The 25,112-nt window shown below is 57.8% G+C and carries 16 protein-coding genes; 7 read left to right on the top strand and 9 right to left on the bottom strand.

Features of this window, described 5'->3' with window-relative positions; all coding sequences use genetic code 11:
* Window positions 1-58: 58 nt before the first annotated feature.
* From nifJ to HY868_08330, 5 genes are all read left to right on the top strand, one after another.
* Window positions 59-3,580, top strand: coding sequence for a pyruvate:ferredoxin (flavodoxin) oxidoreductase (nifJ, locus tag HY868_08350; GenBank protein ID MBI5302132.1), 3,522 nt, complete (start codon window positions 59-61; stop codon window positions 3,578-3,580).
* Between the two features lie 101 nt (window positions 3,581-3,681).
* Window positions 3,682-4,683: a dihydroorotate dehydrogenase-like protein gene (locus tag HY868_08345; GenBank protein MBI5302131.1), complete on the top strand. Its 1,002-nt coding sequence runs from the start codon at window positions 3,682-3,684 to the stop codon at window positions 4,681-4,683.
* Window positions 4,684-4,842: 159 nt separating this feature from the next.
* Entirely contained in the window at window positions 4,843-5,451 is a 609-nt protein-coding gene (locus HY868_08340; protein MBI5302130.1) for a PadR family transcriptional regulator, read from the top strand.
* 45 nt (window positions 5,452-5,496) lie between these two features.
* Entirely contained in the window at window positions 5,497-5,892 is a 396-nt protein-coding gene (locus tag HY868_08335; protein MBI5302129.1) for a hypothetical protein, read from the top strand.
* A gap of 72 nt (window positions 5,893-5,964) precedes the next feature.
* Complete coding sequence (locus HY868_08330) at window positions 5,965-7,368, top strand: MFS transporter (protein MBI5302128.1); 1,404 nt, start codon at window positions 5,965-5,967, stop codon at window positions 7,366-7,368.
* Window positions 7,369-7,383: 15 nt separating this feature from the next.
* On the opposite strand, the gene HY868_08325 is transcribed toward HY868_08330, so the two are convergent.
* Both HY868_08325 and HY868_08320 read right to left on the bottom strand, forming a co-directional pair.
* Window positions 7,384-10,152: an MBL fold metallo-hydrolase gene (locus tag HY868_08325; GenBank protein ID MBI5302127.1), complete on the bottom strand. Its 2,769-nt coding sequence runs from the start codon at window positions 10,150-10,152 to the stop codon at window positions 7,384-7,386.
* A 170-nt stretch (window positions 10,153-10,322) separates the two neighbouring features.
* Window positions 10,323-11,315, bottom strand: coding sequence for a hypothetical protein (locus tag HY868_08320; protein MBI5302126.1), 993 nt, complete (start codon window positions 11,313-11,315; stop codon window positions 10,323-10,325).
* Window positions 11,316-11,616: 301 nt separating this feature from the next.
* On the opposite strand from HY868_08320, the gene HY868_08315 reads away from it, so the two are divergent.
* Complete coding sequence (locus tag HY868_08315) at window positions 11,617-11,823, top strand: hypothetical protein (GenBank protein MBI5302125.1); 207 nt, start codon at window positions 11,617-11,619, stop codon at window positions 11,821-11,823.
* A 147-nt stretch (window positions 11,824-11,970) separates the two neighbouring features.
* Here HY868_08315 and HY868_08310 read toward each other — a convergent pair whose 3' ends face one another.
* The 7 genes from HY868_08310 to HY868_08280 all read right to left on the bottom strand — a co-directional run bounded on the left by HY868_08310 (window position 11,971) and on the right by HY868_08280 (window position 22,892).
* Window positions 11,971-14,340, bottom strand: coding sequence for a pyruvate, phosphate dikinase (locus HY868_08310; GenBank protein MBI5302124.1), 2,370 nt, complete (start codon window positions 14,338-14,340; stop codon window positions 11,971-11,973).
* Between the two features lie 15 nt (window positions 14,341-14,355).
* Window positions 14,356-14,772: a hypothetical protein gene (locus tag HY868_08305; protein MBI5302123.1), complete on the bottom strand. Its 417-nt coding sequence runs from the start codon at window positions 14,770-14,772 to the stop codon at window positions 14,356-14,358.
* A gap of 56 nt (window positions 14,773-14,828) precedes the next feature.
* Window positions 14,829-15,080 carry a hypothetical protein gene (locus HY868_08300; GenBank protein ID MBI5302122.1) on the bottom strand — a complete coding sequence of 84 codons (252 nt, stop codon included), beginning with the start codon at window positions 15,078-15,080 and terminating at the stop codon, window positions 14,829-14,831.
* A gap of 248 nt (window positions 15,081-15,328) precedes the next feature.
* On the bottom strand, window positions 15,329-18,184 hold the full coding sequence (locus HY868_08295; protein ID MBI5302121.1) for a LuxR family transcriptional regulator: 2,856 nt from the start codon (window positions 18,182-18,184) through the stop codon (window positions 15,329-15,331).
* Complete coding sequence (locus HY868_08290) at window positions 18,184-19,242, bottom strand: hypothetical protein (GenBank protein MBI5302120.1); 1,059 nt, start codon at window positions 19,240-19,242, stop codon at window positions 18,184-18,186. Before HY868_08290 ends, HY868_08295 begins: the two co-directional genes overlap by 1 nt.
* Window positions 19,243-19,349: 107 nt before the next feature.
* Window positions 19,350-21,008, bottom strand: a complete 1,659-nt coding sequence (locus HY868_08285) for a DEAD/DEAH box helicase (GenBank protein MBI5302119.1) — start codon at window positions 21,006-21,008, stop codon at window positions 19,350-19,352.
* Window positions 21,009-21,506: 498 nt separating this feature from the next.
* Window positions 21,507-22,892, bottom strand: coding sequence for an aminotransferase class III-fold pyridoxal phosphate-dependent enzyme (locus HY868_08280; GenBank protein ID MBI5302118.1), 1,386 nt, complete (start codon window positions 22,890-22,892; stop codon window positions 21,507-21,509).
* A 638-nt stretch (window positions 22,893-23,530) separates the two neighbouring features.
* On the opposite strand from HY868_08280, the gene HY868_08275 reads away from it, so the two are divergent.
* A complete protein-coding gene (locus tag HY868_08275; protein MBI5302117.1) occupies window positions 23,531-25,027 on the top strand; it encodes a hypothetical protein in 1,497 nt (498 codons plus the stop codon).
* Window positions 25,028-25,112 lie beyond the last annotated feature (85 nt).

Here is a 25,112-nt window from a genome sequence, read left to right as displayed (position 1 = left end):
CGACGAAACGGTCGTCGCCAATCCAGTGTGTGTTCGATTCCAACATATCGAGGTTAGCATGCCACGTAATCAAGTGACTCTGGACGCCAATGAAGCCGCCGCGTACATCGCGCATCAGGTCAGCGAAGTGATCGCGATTTATCCGATCACGCCGTCGTCGCCGATGGGCGAGTGGGCGGATCAATGGTCGTCGGAAAAGAAAAAGAACATCTGGGGCACCGTGCCGCTCGTCGTCGAAATGCAGAGCGAAGCCGGCGCCGCAGGCGCAGTGCATGGCGCGCTGCAAACCGGCTCGCTCACGACCACGTTCACCGCGAGCCAGGGATTACTGTTGATGATCCCGAACATGTACAAAATCGCCGGCGAGTTGACCTCGGCGGTGTTCCATGTCAGCGCGCGTTCGCTCGCCGCCCAGGGTCTTTCGATCTTTGGCGATCAAAGCGATGTGATGGCGACGCGCCAGACCGGCTGGGTGTTGCTCTGCTCGGACTCGGTGCAACAAGTGATGGATTTCGCGCTCATCTCGCACGCGGCGACCTTGCAGGCGCGTCTGCCGTTCCTGCATTTCTTCGACGGGTTTCGCACCTCGCACGAAGTAATGAAGGTCGAGCAACTCGCGCGCGACGATGTGCGCGCGATGATTGACGATAACCTCGTACGTGCGCACCGCGCGCGCGGACTCGCGCCGGAAAATCCGGTGATGCGCGGCACCGCGCAAAACCCGGACGTGTACTTTCAAGCGCGCGAAACGGTCAACCCATACTATCTCGCCGTGCCGGGCATCGTGCAAAAGACGATGGATCAATTCGCGCAACTCGTCGGGCGGCAATATCACTTGTTCGATTACGTCGGCGCGCCGGATGCGGAGCGCATCCTCGTCGCGATGGGTTCGGGCAACGAAGTGATTCAAGAAACCGTCGAGTACCTCAACGCGCGCGGCGAAAAGGTCGGCGGGTTGAAAGTGCATTTGTATCGTCCCTTCTCGGTCGAACATTTCGTCAACGCGATTCCCGCGTCCGTCAAGACGATGGCGGTGCTCGACCGCACGAAAGAACCTGGGTCGGCGGGCGAACCGTTGTACGTGGACGTGCTCACCGCGCTCGCGGAGACCGGTCGCGCGATCAAAACCGTCGGGGGGCGGTACGGTTTGTCGTCGAAGGAGTTTACGCCGGCGATGGTCAAGGGCGTTTTCGACGAATTGAAAAAACCGCAACCCAAGAATCATTTCACCATCGGCATCAACGACGACGTGACGCACACGTCGCTCGACTATGATCCGGATTTCTCGACCGAAGGCGCGGACACCGTGCGCGCGTTGTTCTATGGTCTCGGCGCGGACGGCACGGTCGGCGCGAACAAGAACTCGATCAAGATCATCGGCGAGGATACGCCGAACTTTGCGCAGGGTTATTTCTACTACGATTCGAAAAAGTCCGGCACGATGACGACCTCGCACTTGCGCTTTGGACCCAAGCCGATTCACTCGTCCTACCTGGTGCGCTCGGCGAACTTTATCGCGTGCCACCAATTCGAGTTCCTCGAAAAGACCGATATGCTCGCGGCGGCGGAGATGGGCGCGACCTTTTTGCTCAGTAGTCCGTACGGTCCGGATGAAGTGTGGGATCACTTGCCGCGGACGGTGCAGAAACAAATCGTCGAAAAGAAACTGAAATTCTACGTGATTGATGCGATCGCGGTTGCGAGAGAAACTGGCATGGGCACGCGCATCAACACCGTGATGCAGACCTGCTTCTTCGCGATCAGCGGTGTGCTCCCACGCGAGGACGCCATCGAAGCGATCAAGCACTCGATCCAAAAAACGTACGGCAAGCGCGGCGAATCCGTCGTCGCGAAAAACTTTGCGGCGGTGGACAAGACGCTCGAACGGTTGTACCAAGTGCAAGTGCCATCCCAGGTGACGAGCGCGTTCGACATGCGTCCGCCTGTACCGGCGGAAGCGCCCGCGTTTGTGCAACAAGTGACCGCGGCGATGATCGCGGGCAAGGGCGACAGTTTGCCGGTGAGCGCGCTGCCGGTGGACGGCACGTACCCGGTCGGCACGACGCAGTGGGAACGCCGCAACATCGCGCTCGAAATTCCGGTGTGGGACGCGGACGTGTGTATCCAGTGCGGCAAGTGCGTGCTCGTGTGCCCGCACGCGGTCATTCGCGCCAAAGTGTACGATGCGAGCTTGCTCGCGGGCGCGCCACAAACCTTCAAGAGCGCGGAACCCAAATGGAAAATTTTCGCGGATAAAAAGTACACGCTCCAGGTCGCGCCGGAAGATTGCACCGGGTGTACGCTTTGCGTCGAAGTGTGTCCCGCGAAAAACAAAACGCAAACCGGCTTGAAGGCGATCAACATGGCGCCGCAATTGCCGATTCGCGAACCTGAAAAAGCGAACTGGGAATTCTTCAAGCAACTGCCCGAAACCGATCGCGAGCAGTTGAGCGTCCAGTTGGTCAAGGATTCGCAATTGCTCCAACCGTTGTTCGAGTTCTCCGGCGCGTGCGCGGGTTGCGGCGAAACGCCGTACATCAAACTCGTGTCGCAATTGTTCGGCGACCGCGCGATGATCGCGAACGCGACCGGGTGTTCCTCGATCTACGGCGGCAACTTGCCGACGACGCCGTACGCCAAGAACGGCGACGGACGCGGACCCGCATGGTCGAACTCGTTGTTTGAAGACAACGCGGAATTCGGTCTCGGTTTCCGCTTGACCGTGGACAAGCGACTCGAATACGCGTCGGAACTGTTGCCGCAATTCGCGGATGCGATCGGCACATCGCTCGTGGACGAATTGTTGAGCGCGGATCAATCGAACGAAGCCGGCATTCTCAAACAACGCGGGCGCGTGCAATTGCTCAAAGAACGTTTGGCGAACATCAGCACGCCGCAGGCGAAAGAGTTGTTGAGCGTTGCGGACGTGCTCGTCAAAAAGAGTGTGTGGATCGTCGGGGGCGACGGCTGGGCGTACGATATCGGCTACGGCGGACTCGATCATGTGATCGCGTCGGGACGCAATGTCAACATTCTCGTGCTCGACACCGAAGTGTACTCGAACACCGGCGGGCAGATGAGCAAGTCCACGCCGCGCGGCGCGGTCGCGAAATTCGCGGCGGGCGGCAAGCCGCTCGCAAAAAAAGACCTCGCGATGATCGCGATGACATACGGCAGTGTCTACGTCGCGCGCGTTGCGATGGGCGCGAACGATTCGCAAACCATCCGCGCCTTTATCGAAGCCGAAGCGTACGATGGACCGTCGCTCATCATCGCGTACAGTCACTGCATCGCGCACGGCATTGATCTGGCAAAAGGGTTGGAACAACAAAAGCTGGCTACGGCGAGCGCGTACTGGCCCCTCTTCCGCTACAATCCCAACAACACCAAAGAAGGCAAGAATCCTTTCCAACTCGATTCCAAAGCGGCGACGATTCCATTGCAAAAATACGCGTACAATGAAACGCGCTACACGATGCTCGTTCAGAGCAACGAAGAAGCCGCCGAGCGTTTGCTCAAACTCGCGCAGGCGGATGTAGACGCGCGCTGGAAGATGTACGAGAAAATGGCGCAAGGATAAAACGTGAAGCGGAATGCGTGATGCGTGATGGGTTCATCACGTATCACGCACACTTGCGCCGCACGCCAGCGCGGGTGTCACGCATCAATAGGGGAAATCAAATGCCAGATCTTTCAACTACCTACCTGGGTCTAAAGCTCAAGAATCCCATCGTGCCGTCGTCGTCGCCGCTGATGCAGAAACTGGATCACATCAAGCGGATGGAAGATGCCGGCGCGGCGGCGGTCGTCTTGCACTCGCTGTTCGAAGAGCAAATCATTCGCGAAGCGGACATGCTCGATCACGCGCTCGACCAGGGCGCGCATTCGTTCGCCGAAGCGTTGACGTACTTTCCCGACCTGGGCACCTATAACCTGGGTCCGGAAGGGTATCTCGCGCACATCGCCAAAGTCAAAGCCGCAGTCAAGATTCCAGTGATCGCGAGTCTCAACGGCGTTTCGACCGGCGGCTGGATCGGGTACGCGAAAAAGATCGAGCAAGCCGGCGCGGACGCGCTCGAATTGAATACGTACTTTATCGCCGCCGATGTGGAGCAGACCGGCACACAAGTCGAGGAGATGTACCTCGATCTGTTAAGAGATATCAAGTCGCGTGTGCGCATCCCGGTCGCGGTGAAACTCAGTCCGTACTTTACCGCGTTCGCCAATTTTGCTCAACGCCTCGACCAAGCGGGCGCGAACGCGCTCGTGCTGTTCAACCGATTCTATCAGCCCGATTTCGATTTAGAGAATCTCGAAGTCATGCCGAACGTCGTGTTGAGCACGCCCTACGAATTGCGGAAGCGTTTGCGCTGGGTCGCGATTCTCTACAAGCGCATCAAAGGCGACATGGCGATCACCGGCGGCATTCATAGCGGCGAAGATGTCGTCAAGGCGATGATGGCGGGCGCGAACGTCGCGATGACGACGTCGGCGCTGTTGGAACACGGCGTCGGACGGATCCACCAGATGGTGGATGAAATGACGCGGTGGATGGACGAGCACGAGTACGCGTCCGTGCAACAAATGCGCGGCAGTATGAGCCAGCAAGCCGTCGCATACCCGCTCGCCTTCGAGCGCGCGAACTATATGAAGGTGTTGCGCTCGTACGACACACGCATCTAAAAACTCACGCGGTGCGAATCCATGCGCGGTCGGGGCGTTCAACGGAACGTCCCGACCGCGCTTTATTTATGGCTTTCTGGCGCGTGCACGCTTGACAGCGGTGGTCAAGCATGTATAATCCAATCGAATTAGTCAAAATGGACTATTCGAGGAGAACTGATGGATCACACGCTCTTGGTGTTGGGGTTGCTCAAACTGCAAGAGATGCACGGCTATCAACTGAGCGATTTGATTGACCGCCGCCTGAAATATCTTACCGATCTCAAAAAGCCGACGCTCTATCACTTGCTCGCCAAACTTGAAGCGGCGGGTCGAGTGACCAAAAGCGTTTCGCGCGAAGGCAATCGCCCGGAGCGGCACACGTATCGGCTGACGCGCGCCGGCGAGGAGCAGTTCACGCAACTCTTGGAGCAGAATCTGCGCGACGCGCACGCGGCGTACTTTAACGACGACATCGGATTGCTTTTTCTCAGCGAGATTGCGCCGGCGGACGCGCGCGCGTATCTCGAACGAAAACGCGCCGGGGTGGACGCGCACATCGCCGAAATCGCCGGCGGGCTAGCAGCGCACCAACCGCATACGCCGGCGTACTATACGCTGCGTCATCACGCCTTGCATCTGCAAACCGAACGCGCCTGGCTCGACGAACTGCTCGCACAGATGAAACGCCGCACTGCGCGGCAAAACGTTCTCGAATGTCTCGATGCGGCGGAGGCGTCTCCGCGCAAACGCGTCACAAGAAAGCGAACGGGATACAAGAAAATCTGAAATCTGAAATCTGAAATCTGACATCTGCAATTCTTGGAGGATGAAATGGACATTTTGTTTATGCTTCACGCGTATTTGCGTTGGTTGGTCGTACTCATCGCGGTCGTTGCCGCCGTGAAATTCGCGGTCGGCTGGTTGCAAAAAGCGAAACCCGCCGCGATGGATCGCGGCTTGATGTCCGCGTTCAGCGGCGTCATGGATTTGCAGGCGTTGCTCGGCATCGTCTTTCTCGTGTTGGCTGGCATTTCGATGCCGCGTCTCGAACACGCGTTCGCGATGATCGTCGCCGTCGTCGTCGCGCACGTGCCGATGCGCTGGCGCAAATCGGAAAACACGCATGTGTTCCGCAATAATTTTTTCGTTATCGTCGCCGCGTTGGTGCTGATCGTGATCGGCGTCAATTCGTTGCCCGGCGGAATGTTGCGCTGGCAGATTCGTTGAGGTGACTGACCGCATACCCTTGCGAAGGATCACAACCCTTCGCAAGGGTGTGCGGTGACGAGGAAACTAGGGATGGAAGCCAAAGCACGTAATCAAATTTTGCTCGTCTTGTTCATCGGCGTCCTGATGGGCGCGCTCGATATCGCGATCGTCGGTCCGGCGTTGCCGGCGGTTCGGAAATCGTTTGGCGTGGACGACCGCGCGGTCGCGTGGATTTTCACGACGTACGTTTTGTTCAATCTCATCGGCGTTCCATTGATGGCAAAATTATCTGATGCGATTGGGCGGCGTTCCATTTACATTTTGAATGTGACGTTCTTTGCGGTCGGCTCGTTCCTCGTCGCGATCTCGTCCGAGTTGCCGGTAATGTTGATTGGTCGCGCGATTCAAGGTGTTGGCGCGGGCGGCGTGTTTCCGGTTGCGAGCGCGGTGATCGGCGATACGTTTCCGCCGGAAAAACGCGGGAGCGCGCTCGGTTTGATCGGCGCTGTATTCGGCATCGCGTTCCTTGTCGGTCCGATTCTCGCCGGCGCGATTCTGTACCTGTTCAGTTGGCGCTGGCTCTTCATCGTCAACTTGCCGATTGCAGTAGTTGTCATCGCGATGGCATGGCGGCTTTTGCCGCGCGCACACGCGGCGAAGCGCCAAACCTTCGATGGGCTTGGCATGGTGGTGCTCGCCGCGTTGCTGGCATCGTTGACCTTTGCGGTCAATCAGTTGGATACCGCACATCTCGCGACGAGCATCATCTCGGCGAACGTGTTGCCGTTTCTGTTGCTCGTCCTCATTCTCGTCCCGGTGTTCGTCTTGATCGAAATGCGCGCGGTGAATCCGATCCTGCGTTTGGGATTGTTCCGCTCGCGGCAAATCGCGGTTGTCAGTTTGATCGCCGCCGGCGCGGGAGTGGGGGAATCGTCCGTTGTGTTCGTGCCCGCGCTCGTCGTCGCCGCGTTCGGCGTGTCGAGTTCGACCGCAAGTTTTATGCTTCTGCCGGCGGTGCTCGCGATGGCGGTCGGTTCGCCGACGGCGGGACGGATGCTGGACAAGTACGGTTCGCGTGTGGTGTTGTCGCTCGGTACCGCGTTGACGACTGCTGGGTTGTTCGTCGTCGCGTTCCTGGGTGTGAACCTCGTGTTCTTTTATCTGGCGGTTCTGCTCACCGGGGTGGGGCTGGGTGTTCTCCTCGGCGCGCCGCTCCGCTACGTGATGTTGAACGAAGCGCCCGCGTCCGAGCGCGCCTCCGCACAAGGCATTCTCACGTTGGACACGAGTATCGGACAATTGATCGGCGGCGCGCTCGTCGGCGCGGTGGCGTCATCGTTCGGCGGCGGCGTGAACGGTTATACGGTGGGATTCCTGGCGGTGGGCGTGGTGATGCTGGGCTTGACCGCGCTCACGTTCGCGTTGAAAGGTCGCGCGCAAGAAGTGGAAACTGCGCGCCGCAATCACGCGGCAGTGGACGCGCAACACGCGTGAGCTGTGCGACTCGCCTCACACCACTTCTTCCACGACCGCTGTGATGCGTTCCCAGCCCAATGTCTGCGCCGCGCGCAAACGATACAAGCCGTCGAGCAAAAGATAATCGGTCGCGCCGCGTCGTACGCGAATTGGTTTGTTCACGCGCCCCAGGCGTTGCAATTGCTCTAGCGTCTTGCGTTGTTTTTCGGGATCGAGTTCCAGCATTTGATGATGCCGCGTCAGGCGAATCCGCGCTATGGGAATTTCGACGATTTCTTCGCGCGACGCACTGGGTGTCGGCGCGCTTTGAACGGCGCTAGTTTCGATCACGAGCCGATAGCCCGTGCGCGTTTCGAACTCGGTTTGGAGACCCGCCGGGTCTTCAAGACCCTTCAGGTCTATGTTGACACGCACCTCGCCGCGATCGGTGTGGATGCTGGGTCCGCGCGCGGCGACCCAGCCCGCGCGCGCGATCAATTCCAGCGCGACTTGAACAATCGCGTTCTGATTCGGTTGCGGATTGATCGCGAGCGCCCAGCCGGTTGTTCGCGCGAGTTCTTCGATCTTTTCACGATACCGCGCGCCGACCTGAGGCGACATAAACGACAAGACAATTTCGTTCCCTTTCAAACTTGTGCGATACAGCGTACTTTCCGCGAGTTGCGCGCGAATCAAGCCGAGCGCGGCGTTGATTTCGAGTGCGCCGGTTGTCGGCGTGAATGCAACATCCTTCGTCGCGGGGGCATCGGCGAGCGCGACGTTCAACGTGTAACCGCTCGTCGCGCGAAATTGTTCGAGCGCGATAGTCAGATCGCCTTCCCCGCGTGCGGTCAGCGCGACGCGTTTTTCCTCGCGATAGATTGAAGGTCCCTTGAGAATTTCCCACTCACGCGGCACGCGAAGCGTTTCGCGCGCGAGCATTGCCAACGCACTCTGATTCGCTTCGGGATCCATTTCGATTTTCCATTGCGTCGCGTTTTCGATGCGCGCGAAAATGTCGGCGAAGCGTTCGCGCGCGGCATCCGGAAAATCAAAAGTAAGTGTGAGCGTTCGGGTGTCGAGCCGATAACCGGCGCGCCGCAAGCGCGCCTCTGGTGGGAATTGTTCGCGCGCGAACGCCAGCGCTTGGTTCGGCTCCATTGTCGTGGCAAGACCCGAAGGGTCTTCTAAACCCTTCGGGTCTGGGCGTTCAATTTGTTCGCGCGTGCGTGCGCGCACTAGATCGCGTTCGGTGAGCACAAAGTGCGCGTCGTCTTTTGCGAGCGCGTCGCGCAATTCGGCGATCCGCGCGTCCGCATCATCGTCCCACCACGCGCGCGCGAGTTCTGCGAGCGTGAAATAGCTTCCACCCGGCGCGGCGATTTCGCGCCAGAGCGCACCCAGGTCGAGTGGGCGATTCGCACCCATAGACCCGAAGGGTTTCCGCGAAGCGAACCCTTCGGGTCTGAGTCCGCGCAAGCGCAACTCAAACGATTGCCCCGCGCGCGGCAACTCAACGCGGCGTCCGCGCTCGCGCAATGCTTGGCGCAAACTCGCGCGCGCGGACGCATCGCCGTGCACGACGAACACCGTCGTCGGGTCGAGCGTTTCGGTGAGCGCGATGAGTTGTCCTTCGTCGGCGTGCGCGGAGAGCGCATAGGTGCCGAGTTGGCATTGCACGTCCACGATGTCTTTTCCCATCTTGATTGTGCCATGCCCGCGCGTTGCCATCGCTTGCAGTTTGCGCCCCGGCGATTCTTCGTCCTGGTAGCCGGTGAGCAAAATCGCGTGTTCGGGCTTGCCCGCGAGCGCGCGCGCGTAACTGAGCGACGGTCCGCCCGCCAACATGCCGGAACTCGCGATGATGATCCCAGGATTCGTTTCCCACACGAGCGCGTTGCGTTGCGCGACCGTTTCAATCGCGCGTGTCGTCTCGTCGAAAAATTTCGCGTTGCGTTCTTGCAATGCCAACGGGAGCGCGTCGGGAAACTGGGAATAGATGCCGCACACCGCGCGCACCATCCCGTCCACCCAAACGGGGATGCTCGGCAGTTCGCCGGCTTTGCGGAACGCGCGCAATATTTCGATCAACTCTTGCGCGCGTCCTAGCGCGAACGCGGGGATCAAAACTTTGCCGCCCGCGCTTGTGATCGTCGCGATGCGTTCGACCAGTTTGCGCTCCTCGGTCGCGCGATTTGCGTGCAGGCGTCCGCCGTACGTGCTTTCGAGAATCAACACGTCGGGGCGCAATGTCGGCGGCTTGCATCCGTCCACCGTGCGTTGCGGCGAAATCGAAATGTCGCCGGAAATGAGGACGCGCCCCTCGTCGCTGTCGAGCGCGATCATTGCCGCGCCGGCGATATGTCCCGCCGGATAAAATGTCGCGGCGAGATTTTCGCCGAGCGGCAAGCGCGCGTTAAATTCGATTGGCGTGAGCGCGGCGAGGAGTTTTTGTACGGCGACATCATCGAACAAAGGCAGTTCGCCTTCTTCGTCGAGGCGCGATTGCATGATGCGCCGCGCGTCCGCATGCAACACACGCGTGAGCGCAATCGTCGGCGGCGTGGCATAGACCGGGCAATGCGGATAACGTCCGACGACGAGTTCGAGCGCGCCGGTGTGATCGGTGTGCGCGTGCGTGACCAAGATTGCGTCGGGTGATTCGATCGCGTCGAGGTGCGGCAGTTGATCGCCGCGCAAGCCCACACGCGCTTTGGGCGAAGGACGGATACCGGCGTCAATCAACAACCGCTTGCCGCTGATTTCGAGGAGGAGACTGCTCGCGCCGACTTCATCCGCGCCGCCAAGAAAGGTGATTCGCATTATGGCTGCACCTTCCCAGGTTTGCGCTTGGCGGAATAGAGTGCGCCTTGCGGAACTGAATTTGTGATCTGAGATGCGGTCATGTCCGGAATTATAGCCGCATTCGCGCGATCTGCCAATTGACGCCACGCCGCTCGGTCGGAATTTGCTCTAGCCAGCGCGGGCAACGCTCAATGGATTGCCTCTGGCAAAAGATTGGCTCGCGCGACAATGAAATCAACCAAGCGCGAAAACGGATCGAATCCAACAACATCGGGCGCGTTGGCAACGAAGTTTGAGAGCGCATTCACATCATAATAGTAGACTCGACCGTCTCGATCATTCACCAAATACTCGACGCCGCCTACATCAATGTGCGCCGCGCGCATAATGCGCTTTACATTTTCGATGACTAGGCGCGGTGGAGTTGTTCCTTCGACGCGCAAACCCAGCTTGGGCGCGGCATCCACGGGGCACGCTTCCGTCGAGAGTGGTTGAGCTAGATTCGTAGGTTGGCAAATATCTGCCGGGCAAAGGTTGAATCCCTCTTCAGGTTTGGGATACACCTTGATCGCGTACAGAAATTCATGGTTGAGAATTTCAACTCGGACGATGTGTCCATCGCGCGCCGGTAGATATTCTTGGACCAGTGCAGTCTGATCAATCCCTAAATCAAGTTCCTCCGCGTCAACGACTAACTCAAGTTCCGCGCGCGAATCGAAACGCCGAATTTTTGCGCCGCTCCCCCCGATGTTTGGCTTGACGATGACGGGGAAAATCAAATCGCGCGCAGCGCGCACTGCTTGCGAGGGGTGATTGATCACACGCGCACGCGGATAGATCAGCCCAAGTTGCTCGAAGAGATCGAGTTGCATGGCTTTGGAGGTTTCCAGCCGAAATGCCGCATAGCCATTCACGACGTTGACGCCAAGCGAATCCAGGTATGCGAGATAGTGCAGCGCATAGAAAATGGAGTGGGCGTGTCCGCGCATGTACGCGGATGGACTCATACGATTGAAGACCAAGGCGTGTGGCACAACGCGTTCGCGCGGATCGAACTGATGTTGGTGGGCAAGCAAGCGTTCGTACGCGATGCCGCGACGGTCCAGTTCCGCAAAGAGTGGATTGAACCACTCTGGATGCTCGTAGAAAATCGCAATGGGACGATGGTGATTGGTGTTCATTTTTTCCTCTCCATAAATTGAATGGCGCAAACGCGGACGACTGAGTTTTTCGCAACCAATAAAAATAAAAACTCATCGCCGCGTTGCCGGCGATGAGCCATTCCAATCTGGTTCAATCGAACACGATCACCGCAACGCAAAAAGAGCGCCAGGCAAATGAGCGCAACACTCTTTCCGACAACAGATCGCGGTAAAGTTAATCGTCGAAACCATAAGAAATTTTCTCCTGGATATTCTATAACGAATCCGCGCCATTGTCTATCAGAAATACGTTGAGCTTTGGCGCAACTAATTCGGCGACATTGCTCAAGCCGGCACGCGCACCGTGCCGATCACGCAAGGCAAGCAAGTCCCTAGTGTTTGTCCGTACTGCGCGGTCGGTTGCGGACAAATCGTCACGGTCAGCGACGAAGGCAAGATCATTGACATCCTGACACGAACGCCGCGACGATCATCAGCGATGATTTCACAGGAGCGGAAGACCTCGACGGCATTTTCTCCGGCTTGAACAAGAACTCCAGGCGTATGCTACCGCATCGTGGGCGTACCAACGCAACGCCGCGCCGGCGAATTTGCCGACCGGCGAAACCAAGACGTTTGCCGAAGCATCGGTTAGTTTCGAGAACAAGTGTCATGCGTCGCACCCCATCCAATTTTAATCTCGAATGATGCTGACGATTCCTTTCCCACCATCCACTCGCACGCGATCCCCGGTCTTGAGCCGCATCGTCGCATCGCCGCAGCCGACGACCGCGGGAATGCCCAACTCACGCGCGACGATCGCGGCATGAGAGAGGACTGCGCCCACGTCGGTCACAATCGCCTTGGCGCGTGGGAAGAGCGGCGTCCAACCGATATTCGTTTGCATCGTCACCAGGATTTCGCCGGGTTGAAATTGATCGGCTTGTTCGAGGTTGTCCAACCGGCGCACGATGCCTTCGACACATCCCGATGAGCCAGCAGAGCCGACGATAGTATCGGTAGCAAACGCGACCCTGGAAATTTGCGCGTCGTAAATGTCGCCGCGCCGGTGCGGATCGGCAGCCCATTGGAAAAGATCGAAACGACCTTTGATGATTGCCGGATAAGGCGGCAGGGAACGATATTTCTGATATGTATTTTTTCGCGCGGCAATATTTCGTGTGACGCGCATGTCGCCACCCAAGACCTGAATCACTTCATTCGCAGTCAGAAAGAAAACGTCATCGCCCAAGCCAGTCAATTTGCCGGCGCGCAATGCCCAGACGCGAACGACCCAACTGATGCGGACGTACTCGGAGCGGATGGCTTCACGACGACGAACCACCTCGGCGGTCTGCGCGATTTGGCGACGGATGCTTTTGGCTTTGCGCGAATAGCGCGTTGCGAGACGATGCCAAGCCGCCTCGAATGTGCGATGCTGATTTTCAAGCACGGTCTCGACATCGCCGAGAGTTTGATTCGGCGTTTGCCGTGTTGTGACTTGGCGGTCAAGCCAACCTGGGTCTTCGGCTGGGCGCGGCGCAGCTAACTCAAACTCAAATGCTCCCCGGTGACCATAGCGATCCAAGTACTCGTTGCGCGTCAGTTTGCCTTGCACGACCTGGGATATGCCGACGATCAATCCCATGCTCGCCAACTCCGCTTCGCCACTCAAGTTCGACAACAACACACTCGCGTCCTCTGCGCCAACCATCGCGGTCAACTTTCGCCGAAGCGGTGTGGCTAGGTTATCCAGGTGCATCGCGACCAACAACGTTTGCCAGAAACCGGCGACGCCTCTGGGTTTGATTTCGTTGCGCCACACGTGAATCAATTCAGAATTCTGGTTGATCTGCTCGACTCGTCGGCGCATCGCTTCGCACCAGGTCGGATTTTCAGCGAGAAAAGTCTGCGAATGGTTCAGCTCTTTGCGCATCTTGAGCTGTAGAGCCAGCATGTTTGGAATGAACGAATACACAAACGATCTTCGCAATGGAATCAGCGGAATCTCCATATCGTCGGGCAGGCGGAGGAATCCCAAGCCCTCGACGATCTTGAGAACTTCCTCGCGCTTTTTTCCCAGCGCGGCATAGATCGAAGCAATCACACTCAAGTTCGTATACACGCGCCCCGCGATATTGCCCAGGTAACGATAACCCGGGATCAGGACCCACGCGTCCCAATACGCGCCAAGCACATCCCAGGTCAAAGGCGTCATCACATCCGGCACGCCTTCGCCGACGTTGACATTCGACCACAGGAAATCGCCGGCGAGAGTGTCATTCCATTCGCCGGTCGCCGGGTCGTGCGCGACCAAGGTTGTGATCGGGCGTGATTGAAGCAAGTACAATTTGCGGTCGGCGATTGCCCATTCGATGTCCTGCGGCGCGCCAAGCTCACGCTCCAGCCGGCTTCCCAGTTTGTAAAGTTCGCGAGCCAACTGTTTGAGCGCAGACGGACCGTCATACTTGCCATTGGGATGTTGCAACGAAAAAGATTCGGCGTTGGCTTGACCCGACACGAGTTGCTCGCCTAAGCCATGCACATAGTTTCCGGTCATCTGTCGCCGATTGCCGGTCACCGGGTCAGCCGTGAACAGCACGCCGGAAAAATCGGCGCGGATCAACCGTTGCACGACGATAGCCATCGCGTGATCGGTTTCCATGCCGCGTGCGTGACTATACGCGGCGACGCGTTCCGATAACCGCGAACAGTGCACGGTCTGAATCGCGTTCCGAATATCCGCATCGGTCTGCACATCCAGAATCGTCTCGAACGCCCCGGCGAAGGATGCTTGGGCGGAATCCTCACTCAATGCGGACGAACGGATTGCGAAAGCACAGTCCTTGTTGGATGCACGCATTCGTTCGAGGCGCGCGTGCACTTGCACCCAGGCATCTGTTTGTAAGTCGTCACCATCGAAAGCAGTTGGCAAGATGACAAAGCCATCGGGGACGGGGTAACCGGCTTGAAAGAGCCGCGCCAACATTCCACCTTTTCCACCGGCGGTGGATTGCTCGATGGCTGTCAATTCACCAAACGTTCCAACACTGTTTCTTGCCATGGGTAATCAACTTTCTCATAATTGATGGACGGTTTCTTCCCTTTGCATCGGCGATACAGACGAGAAAAGATAGACCATCGCTGGAACAAGACACAGGATGATGATCACCAGGGAACTTGTACCACGATAGCCGTAGAAAATAAACTCGGCGGCGATCCTGATCAGATAGAAAATCCCAAAGACAATCAAGAGCGATTTGCCGAGAGCGGTCTTGACCAATTCATCGGGATGACGAAACGAAAAGAAGGTGATCGTCGCCACCATCAAAATCGCGACCAAATTGAAGGTCTGGAAGGTTGCCCAGTTCATAGGGTCGAGACATGCCAGGGTCGCACTCCATTTGAACAGATAAAACATGAGGCAATGGAAGACGGTGAAGAACAAGCCGATGCCACCGGCAACAAACAGTGAAACTCGAATGCTCTTTTTCATTGGTTCTCTCCTTGCGCGTTTATCGCGCTGAATATAGTTTTGTTGTCATCGCCACATCACTCAATTTGTTTTCCAGGATCTTCTCGACACATTCGTACGCTTGTGAGATACAACCCAAGATCGCGCACCTTGTCTAGCAATCCATGCAGAGCAGCCTGGTCTACGACGGGACCAGTGAGTAGTGTATTGCCCTCGTCGTCGTAGGTGATTGCCAGGTCGTCGAACCAGTGCGACCAATCGGAGGACAAGTGTCCCTTCAGCCGGATCTCGTAAATTACCGGCGGCGCGGAGTCTTGATGCTTGGTCACCCGGTTGCCTCCTGTTCATCACTTGCGAGCACAATATACATAGAGGGTGGGTGCATTGTCGTCCACCCCAGGGTGAATTGCCGGGTGTATCTGGTAAAAATCAATGGGACGCGGAGTACCGCGGACGAACGTGGATAAAATTTCAATCTGCGTTCGTCCGCGTGGCTGTGGCGCACTCTACCACAGTCGGTCCGCGTCCCACCCTCACGAGAATGAGCTTGCTTCGTGTGACGAATCTTGATTAAATCCTACAATAATCCAATCCCTCTCGCCTTGACGATGGCTTGGATGCGCGTCGTTACGCCGAGCTTGCTAAAGATGTGATTGATGTGGCGCTTGACGGTGCTCACCTCAATGACGAGCCGCTGCGCGATTTCTGCATTCGACATGCCGTCCGCGATGGCGCGCAGCACCTCCAACTCGCGCGCGCTTAACGGCTCGACTGAAGGATGAATTTCCTTCACTCTGCCAAAAGCGACAAGTAATTGCCGAATGTATTCCTTCATCCCTCTGCCTTCACGCGAGGCGTTCATCCTTTCCAAAAGCAATCGCATCGGTTCGCCTGCGTCCACAAAAGTGCGAACGTACCCCGCCGGTTCTGCAAGCGTCATCGCCTGTCCGAGTGCCGAGATTGCCGCGTCCCGCGCGTCCTTGAGTTGCATCGTGACTGCCTCGAGAACCAAGGTCTCGATCACTCTTCCGATTCGCCCGCCGGCATTAGCCGAGGCATTCAGCCGATTGAGCAGACCCAGGGCTTGATCGAACCTTGCTTCAGCGATCAGTACTCGCGCCAATGCCAGGTGTTCCCGTTCGCGCACGTACGGTAATTCTGCATTTGCCTCGAGCGCGCTCGCGCGTGTCTCAGCCCAGCGTGTTGCCGCGGCGAGATTGCCTCCCTCTGGAGCTAACCAAAGCCGCACGCGAAACTGCTCTAAACGATCAACTGCCCAGGGGTCCGTACGATGCTGCTTTGCAATTTTCTCCGCTTGCTGAAACGCTTCGTATGCGCCAACCACATCGCCCCGCGCAAGTCGCATGCGTGCCATCGCCAACGGCATCCGCGCCAGAGCGTCCGGATATTCCCAGTACCGGCTCAATTCAAAACATTCTTCCGCGAAACGTGTTGCGGATTCAAGGTCGTTCCACTCGTAGTGCAGTTCGCTCAAGCCCATGTACGCCCTCGCCGCGGGCGGTAATGGTTTCGAGTGTTTATCGCGCCCGGCAGACAAGCGCAACACGTCCTCGTAAGTTTCGGCGGCTTGGTGGAGCTGACCCAGCACTATCTGCTGCCCACCCAACGTACTGAGCGCGCCGATGGACAACAGGAGATTACCCGACACTTGTCCGATTCGTCCGGCTTCCGCCAGTACCTGGCACGCCCCTTTCACATCGCCGGTCAAGAGCAGGGCAGAACCCAGGATGGAGTCAACGACACAACGCGTCTGGAGGTCATCGTCGGGTAAGTATTGAAGCGCTTCGCGCGCAAGCAAGGTCGCGCGTGTCGCATCGCCATGATGAGCCGCCGCATTGGCGCGTAACGCCACGATGTGTCCCAGCATTTCCCGACCCTGGACTGTGGAAGAGTCCAAGGTCTTAGCAACGCGTTGCAAGCGCGCTTCCGCCGCATCGAAGCGACCCGTCAGCGTGAGGACCCAGGCATGATAGAGGCACAGCCGCGTTCGGGTAAGCATCTCCATTTCTGGTAACGCCGTCAACCATCCCAAAAGCGTCGTCAGTTCGCCACGGTTCAGCAATGCCAAAGCATGTTGTTCGATGAGATCGGCAGCCCGTTCCCAGTCCCGCGCAAGCAATGCGTGGTTCACTGCTTCGGAGGTCAATCCGTTTCGTTCATGCCACAGACTAGCACGCCGATGCAATTCCGGAATTTGATCGGCGGCGCGTCTGCCCAATTGATTTCGCAACAGATCGGCAAAGAGATGATGATAGCGATACCAACGCCGTTCGTCGTCGAGGGGCACAATGAACAAGTTGTTGCGTTCCAAGTACTCTAGAATAAAGGATGAACGCTCTGCGTGAAGGATCAAGGATGAAACTTCTGAATGTGAATCCTTTTCATCCTTGATCCTTCCGCCTTCATCCTTTTGACCGAGCACCGCATCACACAATGAACCGCACATGCGGTCGAGGATTGAGGTGTGCAGCAGAAAGGTTTGAACGTATTCGGGCAGACCGTGGAGGACTTGTTCGATCAAATAGTCGAGAACGTAATGATGACTTCCGGAAAACGCCGCAATGAAACCAGCCGGGTCATCTCTGCCTTGCATCGAAAGCGCCGCCAATTGCAGCCCGACGATCCAGCCCTCAGTGCGCGCTTCCAGTCCCGCGACATCGTCGCCGGAGAGATTCAGCGCCATGACTTGATTGAGAAAAGTCGCGACCTCGTCGCCAGCGAATCGTAGATCGGCGGCGCGCAGTTCGACCAACTGCATTCGTCCGCGCAGACGCGCCAGCGGGATCGGCGGGTCGGCGCGGGTTGCGATGACCAAGTGCATCGGCGTTGGCAAATGATCAATCAGGAAAATGATCGCATCGTGGATGGGTCGGGATTTGATGACGTGATAATCGTCGAGGATGAGGACAAACGAGTTCGTGCTCTCGGAAAGATCGTTGATCAATGCAGTGAGGATCGGCTCGATAGCCGGTGGTTGCGGAGTTTGCAGCATGGACAACGCGACCTCGCCCAAACCTGGGTTCACTCGTTGCAAAGCCGCGATCAAGTACGTCAAGCAACGAATCAGATCGTTATCGCCTTCGTCGAGCGAGAGCCAAGCGACCGGGCGGGTATTGTCAAAGTCGCCCCTGCCTGTCATTGCGAGCGCTTTTCGCGAAGCAATCTCCAAGTTGCTCGGAGACTGCTTCGTTCCGCTCGCAGTGACATTCGGACTTTGGGTTTGAGTCACCCAATGGCTCAACAGCGTCGTCTTGCCAAAGCCGGCGGGGGCGCAGACGAGGATGAGACGCACTTCTGGACGCAATGCCGCGTCCAGTTTCTGGAGCAAATTGTGCCGCGTGACCAGGTTAGGGCGCTGCGGCGGAATGTAGAGTTTGCTTGCTAGGAGCGCATTCGGCTGAGGATTGGGCATTACGACCTGGTTTTCGACAACAGTGGATTACATTCTGGACAGTGCAGCGCGCCGTGGCGATTCACGCGCAGTTCAAACGTGGGGCGTTGGCAATTCGGGCAAACGAGCGCATCCGTTTTCTCGACGAGTGGATCCCAGGTCAGCGTGAGCGACGCGGGATGAATCGTCGGGATCTGTTTGGCAGTGACGTGCGTGGAAATGAACAGGCGCGGAATTTTAACGTGCAGGAGATTCACCAACTTGAGTTGCACGCGCAACTGCGCTTTGCGCGCGAGTTCGTCCAAGCGCAAGGCTTCTTCGCGATTCAGTGCGTCTTGACGCAAACGCAGCGATTCGGTTTCATCGCCGCGCGCGGTCGCGCGTTCAATCCGCTCTATAAGTTCCGCGCGCAAATCGGCGTAATACCGCTTCATTCGCTCAGTCTGTTCGACGAGCCGCGTTTGCGTTTGATGCTGCCGCGCGTGCACTTCGGCGCGCACCGTGCGGACGATGGCATCACGCGCATCGAGGTACGCGCGGTCGAGCGGCAACGCTTTCGCATCGGCAAAGGTCCATCGCCGCGTCTCGGTGAACCGTTCGCCCTCCAGCAGGTCGTCGAGACGCCGCACCTGCCGACCATAGTAGCGATCAATCGCGATTGGGTACAGGGCTTGCTCTTTCTCGTCACCCAGGTACGTGACCTCGAACCAAAACAGCGTGTGCGTCACATAGAGCGGGCGAATATTTTCGATCCGCAACGTGATCGCCGCCGGTAAAACCAGGTCGCGCGTTACGCGTTGCGCGAGCGCGTGCGGCGACAAATGCGCGTCGTCGAGAAACGCCAAGCCGATTTGTCCGCGCGTCTGCGCGCGCGTCAACAGGTCGTCGAGCAGCGCACTGCCGAACGTGAGCAATTGCGCCGACGGATGTTCGGGCAACGCGTCGGGGTCGAAGGCAACGCGCAGTGGTTTATCCGCCTCGGGCGTCAACACGTCGTACACTTGCGGCTCGATTTCATCCGCTAATCCGCCGACCGCGTCTACGTATTCGATTAGGAATTGCTCTAATGGGTCAGGCATTTTAGTTCGTTAGTGCACTAGTGCGATAGTGCGATAGTTACCGACCAACTAACGCACTACACTTGCACCGCACGCAAGTGCAGGTGTTGCACTATCGCACTAGTGCACTACTCCGGCGTAAACTTTTCTCCAAACAGCCGCTCTTCTTGTGCGCGCTGGCGCAAGTAATTTTCTTTCGCCGACAACAGTTGATCGCCCAAGCGGTCGAGCGCGGAGCGAAAATCGGAATCGTCACGCGACTGCACCCACAAATCGGTCACGACTTCTTCGAATTCTTTTTCCTCATCCAGGTTTCCCAGGATCATATCAATCTCGCCGATGACGAGTTCGAACATGGCGATTTTCGCTTCGAGCAGATGTAACACCGCGGCTTCGAGCGTGTCCGCTGCGGCAAGGTTGAACACGAACACATCGCGCGTCTGCCCGATGCGGCTCAAGCGTCCGACGCGTTGTTCGATCTTCATCGGATTCCAGGGCAAATCGAAATTGCACACCGCATTGCAGAATTGCAGATTGCGTCCTTCGCTGCCCGCGTCCGTGCTGAGCAAGATGCGTGCGTCCTTTTGAAATTGCCGGATTGATTCCTCTTTTTCCAAGCGCAACATCCCACCGTGAAACACGACGACCGATTGCCCCGCCTCGCGCAAACGCTTGTGCAGCCATTCCTGGGTCGCGCGAAATTGCGTAAAGACGACCATCTTATCGGGAAAATCCTGGAGCAAGGCAAGTAAGCGGTCGGCTTTGCTGTTCGCGGTCAGTGCGCGCGCGGTGTCCGCAAATTGCGCGAGGGTCGCGCGTTCGGGGGCGGGCAAGCGTTCGTCGTCCGCGATGCGGGCGAGCGTTGGCGCGGCGGCTTGGCTCGCGCTGCCCAATTCTTTTTGCAAGGTGATGAGCGACATGCGCGATAACGCGCGTTTTGGCTGGGAACCGTCCCGCAGGGATTTGGAATCACTGGGAATATTCAAACGCTGGCGCACAAAACGCGAAACGTCATCGTACAGTGCGCGTTCCTGGTCGTTCAGCGTGACGAAATGGGTTTTCGCAATCCGCCGCGTCAGCGCCAGCCCAACCGTCGAGCGGCGATTGCGTACCATCACTTCGGCGAGGAGGCGATGCAATTCGTCTACATTGCGCGGCATCAGTTTGTCGCGGCGATCCACAAATTGTTTTTGAAATGAACGCGCGGTGCTGAGCAACCCCGGTTGCAGAAGCGTGACGAGGTTGAACAATTCTTCGAGATCGTTTTGCACGGGCGTCGCGGTCAACAACAAAATGTACTTGCGACGCAGTTCGGATGCCATCTGCCACAACAACGTCTGGCGATTGCGAAAGTGATGCACCTCGTCCACGATCACCAAATCCCAGTCCTGCTTGAGGAGCGCCGCGCGATGCGGCTCGCGTTTCGCAGTGTGGTACGATGCGATGATGCGGTCGTGCGCTGACCAGGCGTTTGCGCCTTGCTCGCGGAAACCTGGGTCGTCGTGGACGATGAAATCCAAACCGAACTTGCGGCGCATCTCGCCTTGCCACTGCTCGACGAGCGACGGCGGCGTGAGGATCAATACGCGGCGCGCGAGTCCGCGCACGACGAGTTCTTCGAGGATGATGCCGGCTTCAATCGTCTTGCCCAAGCCGACTTCGTCGCACAAGAGCGCGCGCCCGCGCAGACGGCGCAACACGGTGCGTGCAGTGCGAAGTTGATGTTCGAGCAGTTCGACATCGTGCAGCCACGGCAGGCACAAGAGTTGATCGAACCCGGCGACCATCGCGAGGCGCGTCGCTTGCAGCGCCAAACGAAAATCGCGCCAGCGCGCAAGCGCGGAACGATTTCCTAGCAGCACCGCGTCTTCCGGGCTGAAGGTGACGACATCGTTGGGCGGTGTTGAAATTTGAATGGGCGCAGCGGATTCGACGACGAGACGGAAGCGGTACGGCTGAACGGTCTGGCATTCGAGGATGAGTGTCCCAGGTTGTTTGGCGAGTGGACGTAGGAGCTTGACGCTTTTGAACGCGCCTTGTGCGAGATTGAATTTCAGCGTAGTTGGTTCAGCGGCGTCAATCACAACTTCGGCTTGACTGAGCACACCGGCGAGGACTGGGTCGAGTGGTAACAATCCTTGGCGCAACGTGTTCGCGTCCGCATTCAATTCGATGCGGTCGCCAATTTGAAACCCAGGTTCGGTGATGGAGAAAGTGCTCACGCCAACGATTATAGCCGTATTCGCATGATCTGCCAATTGACGCGGTAATGAGGGTAAGCAGAATTATGATCTGAAACGTCGCGCAACGCGGCGGCAAACCTCGCCGAGCCGGTCAATGTCGGCTTCCGTGTGGGCGGTGCTGACTGCGCCCAAGCCATGAACTACATGTACATTTTCCAGGAGCATCGCGATCGGCAAGACTTTTTCGCTGAGGACGAGATCGCACACGTCGGGGTCGCGCGTATCGTCCGGTCGTTCCAGTTGACGCCCGGCTTGATACGGGAAGAAAAGCATCGCCAACGAAATGCCGGTGATGGCATCGTTGGGTTTGCCGGTGCAGTACGCGTAAATGCCCTCTTCCGTGAACGCCGATACAATCGTCTGCCGGGTTTTTTGACCCAGCGCCGCAAGGCGCGGATAAATCTCCGCTTCATGCTCGACGAGGTACGTCATGAACGTTTTCGCCGCTAACATCGCGGCGGGATGACCCGAGTACGTGCCACCCGAAAACGCGACCGGGCGGCTGCTTCCACGCCCCACCAAGTTCATGATGTCGGCGCGCCCGGCGACGGCGGCAACCGGCATTCCGCCACCAATCGCTTTGGCGAAGGTTGCCAAGTCGGGCTTGACGCCAAACAGCGCGCCGGCATCGCCCGCGCGAAAGCGAAAGCCGGAGATGACCTCGTCGAAAATCAGCACCGCGCCGTATTGCTGCGTCAATCGTCGCGCGGTCTGAAGATATTCGCGTGTCGCCGGGATCGAGCCGCCCGCGCCGATGAATGGCTCGACGATGAAACCGGCGATCTTATCGCCGTACTGACGAAACTGTTTTTCGAGCATCGCCGGATCGTTGAAACGCGTAATGAGAACTTGATCGCGCGTGCCTGGGGCAAGCCCGGCGCTGTCCAAGGAGTCAAAGCCGTGACCATTTTGAAAATGCGATCCCTTGAGTCCCCAAGGTTGCCCGCCGTGCCACCCGCCGCCGATTTTCATTACGAGATTACGCTGGGTAAACGCGCCGCCGAGCATGATCGCGTACATCGTCGCCAGCGCGCCGCTCGTTGTAAAACGAACGCGCTCCGCGCCGGTTTGCCGGCAGAGAATCTCTGCTGTTTCAACTTGCAGCCGGTCGGTAAAGCCGGTTTGGAGACCCCGGCGCGATTCAAAGGCATCTGCCAAAACGGAAGAAACGATCGCCGGGTTGTGACCCAGGATGTTGGCGTAATGCCCTTGCCAAAAATCGAGAATGCGGTGCCCATCCTCGTCTTGGACGTACGCGCCCTGGGCGGCGACGATGCGCGGCGGAAACGGTTGCATGAGCCGCAGCGCATGGTTGCCGCCATCCACCATGTGCGCTTTGGCTGTCGCATTCAGTGCGGCGGATTTTGGCGAATAGCGTTGATATTCCGCTGTCAATTCAGCGAGCAGTTTAGTGTGGTCTCTTTGCATGATTCTCCTTTCACTTCACTCTCATCCCCCATCACCGCGAGTCTGGATCGCGCGCGTTCTCTACGCAGCAATCCCAACCGTCGCGCAGATTATACTGCGCTTGTCCACATTCACAAACTCACCCACGGTTTTTCAAATGTCATTTGCAGACCCATCCCCCTGCCCCCTTCCCTATAAGGGAAGGGGGTTGGGGGTTAGGTTGGCAAGTGAGTCAAGCGACTTTTGAAAAGCCGTGCAAACTCACCGAGCGTGTCCTCAGCCAATCCAGCCAGCAATGGGCGGGGTTGACGACAACCCAGTGATGGCGATAGGCGATATGCCAGCACACTGGGTTTAGGTTAGACCATGAACCTTCTCAGAATCACGCGAAATTTTTATCTTTTCCCCATTGACACCTGGGACACGCGGTAGTAGAATTTCCGAAACACGCGCCTGATGAAGGGCGAGAAAAATTGTTCCGACGATGACGTCGGAACGTGGGTGGTCGTCGTTGCGACGCCGCAAGGGCGAATCACAGATGCAAATTTGGCGAATTGCAAACCTTTACTGAGCATCGCCTAGAGATATTTTCGCATCCTCTCACGGCGCGCGTCAAGCCGTTAATTGAGATTTGCGCACGTGCGGGTGTTTTGCTCGTTGTGTATTTTTTTCTAGAGCGCTGGTTGCGCCAAACGAGCCATCTACCCGCGCGTGACTATGCCCAGCCGATCCTCGCGGTCGGGTTGGTTTGGCGCATCGCCGAAAACCCCCTACCCCTTCTCCTGTTTGGTGTTCTCGTCATCACGCGTTTCCGCGCGCTCGCGCGTCCGTGGCGCGATTTAGAACACGGCGCGGAATTGCGCGCGCTGATCGGTCTCCTCGCCGGAATTTACGCGTGGACGTTCGCCGCGTACGACTATAATTTCTATTTCAATCAAGGTCATTGGCTTGATCGCGCGTGGTTGATCGGTTTTGCGGTATTGATACTCTGGCGTCCAATTTTTCTTCTGCCCTTTCTCGCGCTCGCGTTCACGCTGATCTGGCAATTCGATTATCCGCTCACGTGGCAATTTAGTTGGACGGAAATTGATTTGCCTTTGCGCGCGCTCGTGTTGTTCACTGCCGCGTTTCTGTTGAACGCCGCTACCCGCGAACGCCGCGCGGACACGTTTCTGTTCCTGCTGCTGTGTCTCGTCGCCTCGGCGTACTGGAGCGCGGGCGTCGGCAAGCTCGAACTCGATTGGCTCGCGCATCCGTACCTGTACTTTTTGCTTCCCGCCGGTTACGCGCATGGCTGGCTCAGTTTCCTCGATGCGAACCTCATCGTTACATTGACCCAGTGGCTCGCGCCCTTTACCTTGCCGCTAATGCTTTTTACGCTCGTCGTCGAACTCGGCGCGCTCGTCGCGTTGTGGCGACGCGACGTAACCATCTGGTGGCTTGCCGGGTGCGTCGCGATGCACGCGGGCATTTTGCTCGTGTGCGGCATCGCGTTTTGGAAATGGATTCTGCTCGATGCCGCGCTCATTCTCATCTGGCGCAAAAATCGCGGCGCGGATGGTTTGCCGATTTTCACGCGCGCGCATTTTTTCATCAGCATCGTGTTGATTGCTGGGTCGAGCATTTGGTTCAAGCCGGTGCCGTTAGCGTGGTATGACACGCCGATTACGCGCACGATTCGTCTCGAAGCCATTGGCGCAAGCGGCGCGGCGTACGTGTTGCCGAGTCATCTGTTTTCGCATTACGCGGATCTCGTCACGTTCAGCAATTTCGGATGGCTCGATCCAGCGCGACACATCCCAAATCAAATCTGGGGCGTAACTATGAATAACGCGATGGCGCGCGCGTTGGTCGCCGTGAAATCGTTCGAGCAGTTCGAGGCGGTCGAGGTGGAACGGGGGAGTGGCGAGTTCGACGCGCCGCGCGCCGAACTGTTCGATGATCTCGTGCGCCGCTTTCTTGCCAATCGCAACGCGTCGGCGCGCGGGGTTTCCTTCCAAGCGCCGGGGCATTTGTGGGTGTTGCCGCGTCCGCCGGTCTATGCCGATCAAGAGCCAATTCACCGTGTCCGGGTTTATCAAGTAACCTGGCTCTATCACGACGGCGCGCTGGATTCGCGCCGTCAATTGATTCGCGAAATTTCCATCGCCGAATGACGTGGGTGTTCGCCTGACTGGGCTGGGTCGTTTGGCGATGGCGGATTAGCCATAGAGGACATAGAGGGCATAGAGAAAACAATCA

Source organism: Chloroflexota bacterium, from assembly GCA_016219275.1.
Taxonomy (GTDB): Bacteria; Chloroflexota; Anaerolineae; order UBA4142; family UBA4142; genus JACRBM01.
The sequence above is the reverse complement of the archived record's forward strand: the minus strand, read 5'-3'. Positions and strand labels throughout refer to the sequence as shown.

Coding starts and splice junctions, on each gene's coding strand:
- HY868_08310 (MBI5302124.1), bottom strand. CDS start 14,340: ATGGCAAGAAACAGTGTTGGAACGTTTGGTGAATTGACAGCCATCGAG.
- HY868_08285 (MBI5302119.1), bottom strand. CDS start 21,008: ATGGTCGCCGGGTTCGATCAACTCTTGTGCCTGCCGTGGCTGCACGAT.
- HY868_08325 (MBI5302127.1), bottom strand. CDS start 10,152: ATGCGAATCACCTTTCTTGGCGGCGCGGATGAAGTCGGCGCGAGCAGT.
- HY868_08335 (MBI5302129.1), top strand. CDS start 5,497: ATGGACATTTTGTTTATGCTTCACGCGTATTTGCGTTGGTTGGTCGTA.
- HY868_08340 (MBI5302130.1), top strand. CDS start 4,843: ATGGATCACACGCTCTTGGTGTTGGGGTTGCTCAAACTGCAAGAGATG.
- nifJ (MBI5302132.1), top strand. CDS start 59: ATGCCACGTAATCAAGTGACTCTGGACGCCAATGAAGCCGCCGCGTAC.
- HY868_08330 (MBI5302128.1), top strand. CDS start 5,965: ATGGAAGCCAAAGCACGTAATCAAATTTTGCTCGTCTTGTTCATCGGC.
- HY868_08320 (MBI5302126.1), bottom strand. CDS start 11,315: ATGAACACCAATCACCATCGTCCCATTGCGATTTTCTACGAGCATCCA.
- HY868_08345 (MBI5302131.1), top strand. CDS start 3,682: ATGCCAGATCTTTCAACTACCTACCTGGGTCTAAAGCTCAAGAATCCC.
- HY868_08305 (MBI5302123.1), bottom strand. CDS start 14,772: ATGAAAAAGAGCATTCGAGTTTCACTGTTTGTTGCCGGTGGCATCGGC.
- HY868_08280 (MBI5302118.1), bottom strand. CDS start 22,892: ATGCAAAGAGACCACACTAAACTGCTCGCTGAATTGACAGCGGAATAT.
- HY868_08295 (MBI5302121.1), bottom strand. CDS start 18,184: ATGCCCAATCCTCAGCCGAATGCGCTCCTAGCAAGCAAACTCTACATT.
- HY868_08290 (MBI5302120.1), bottom strand. CDS start 19,242: ATGCCTGACCCATTAGAGCAATTCCTAATCGAATACGTAGACGCGGTC.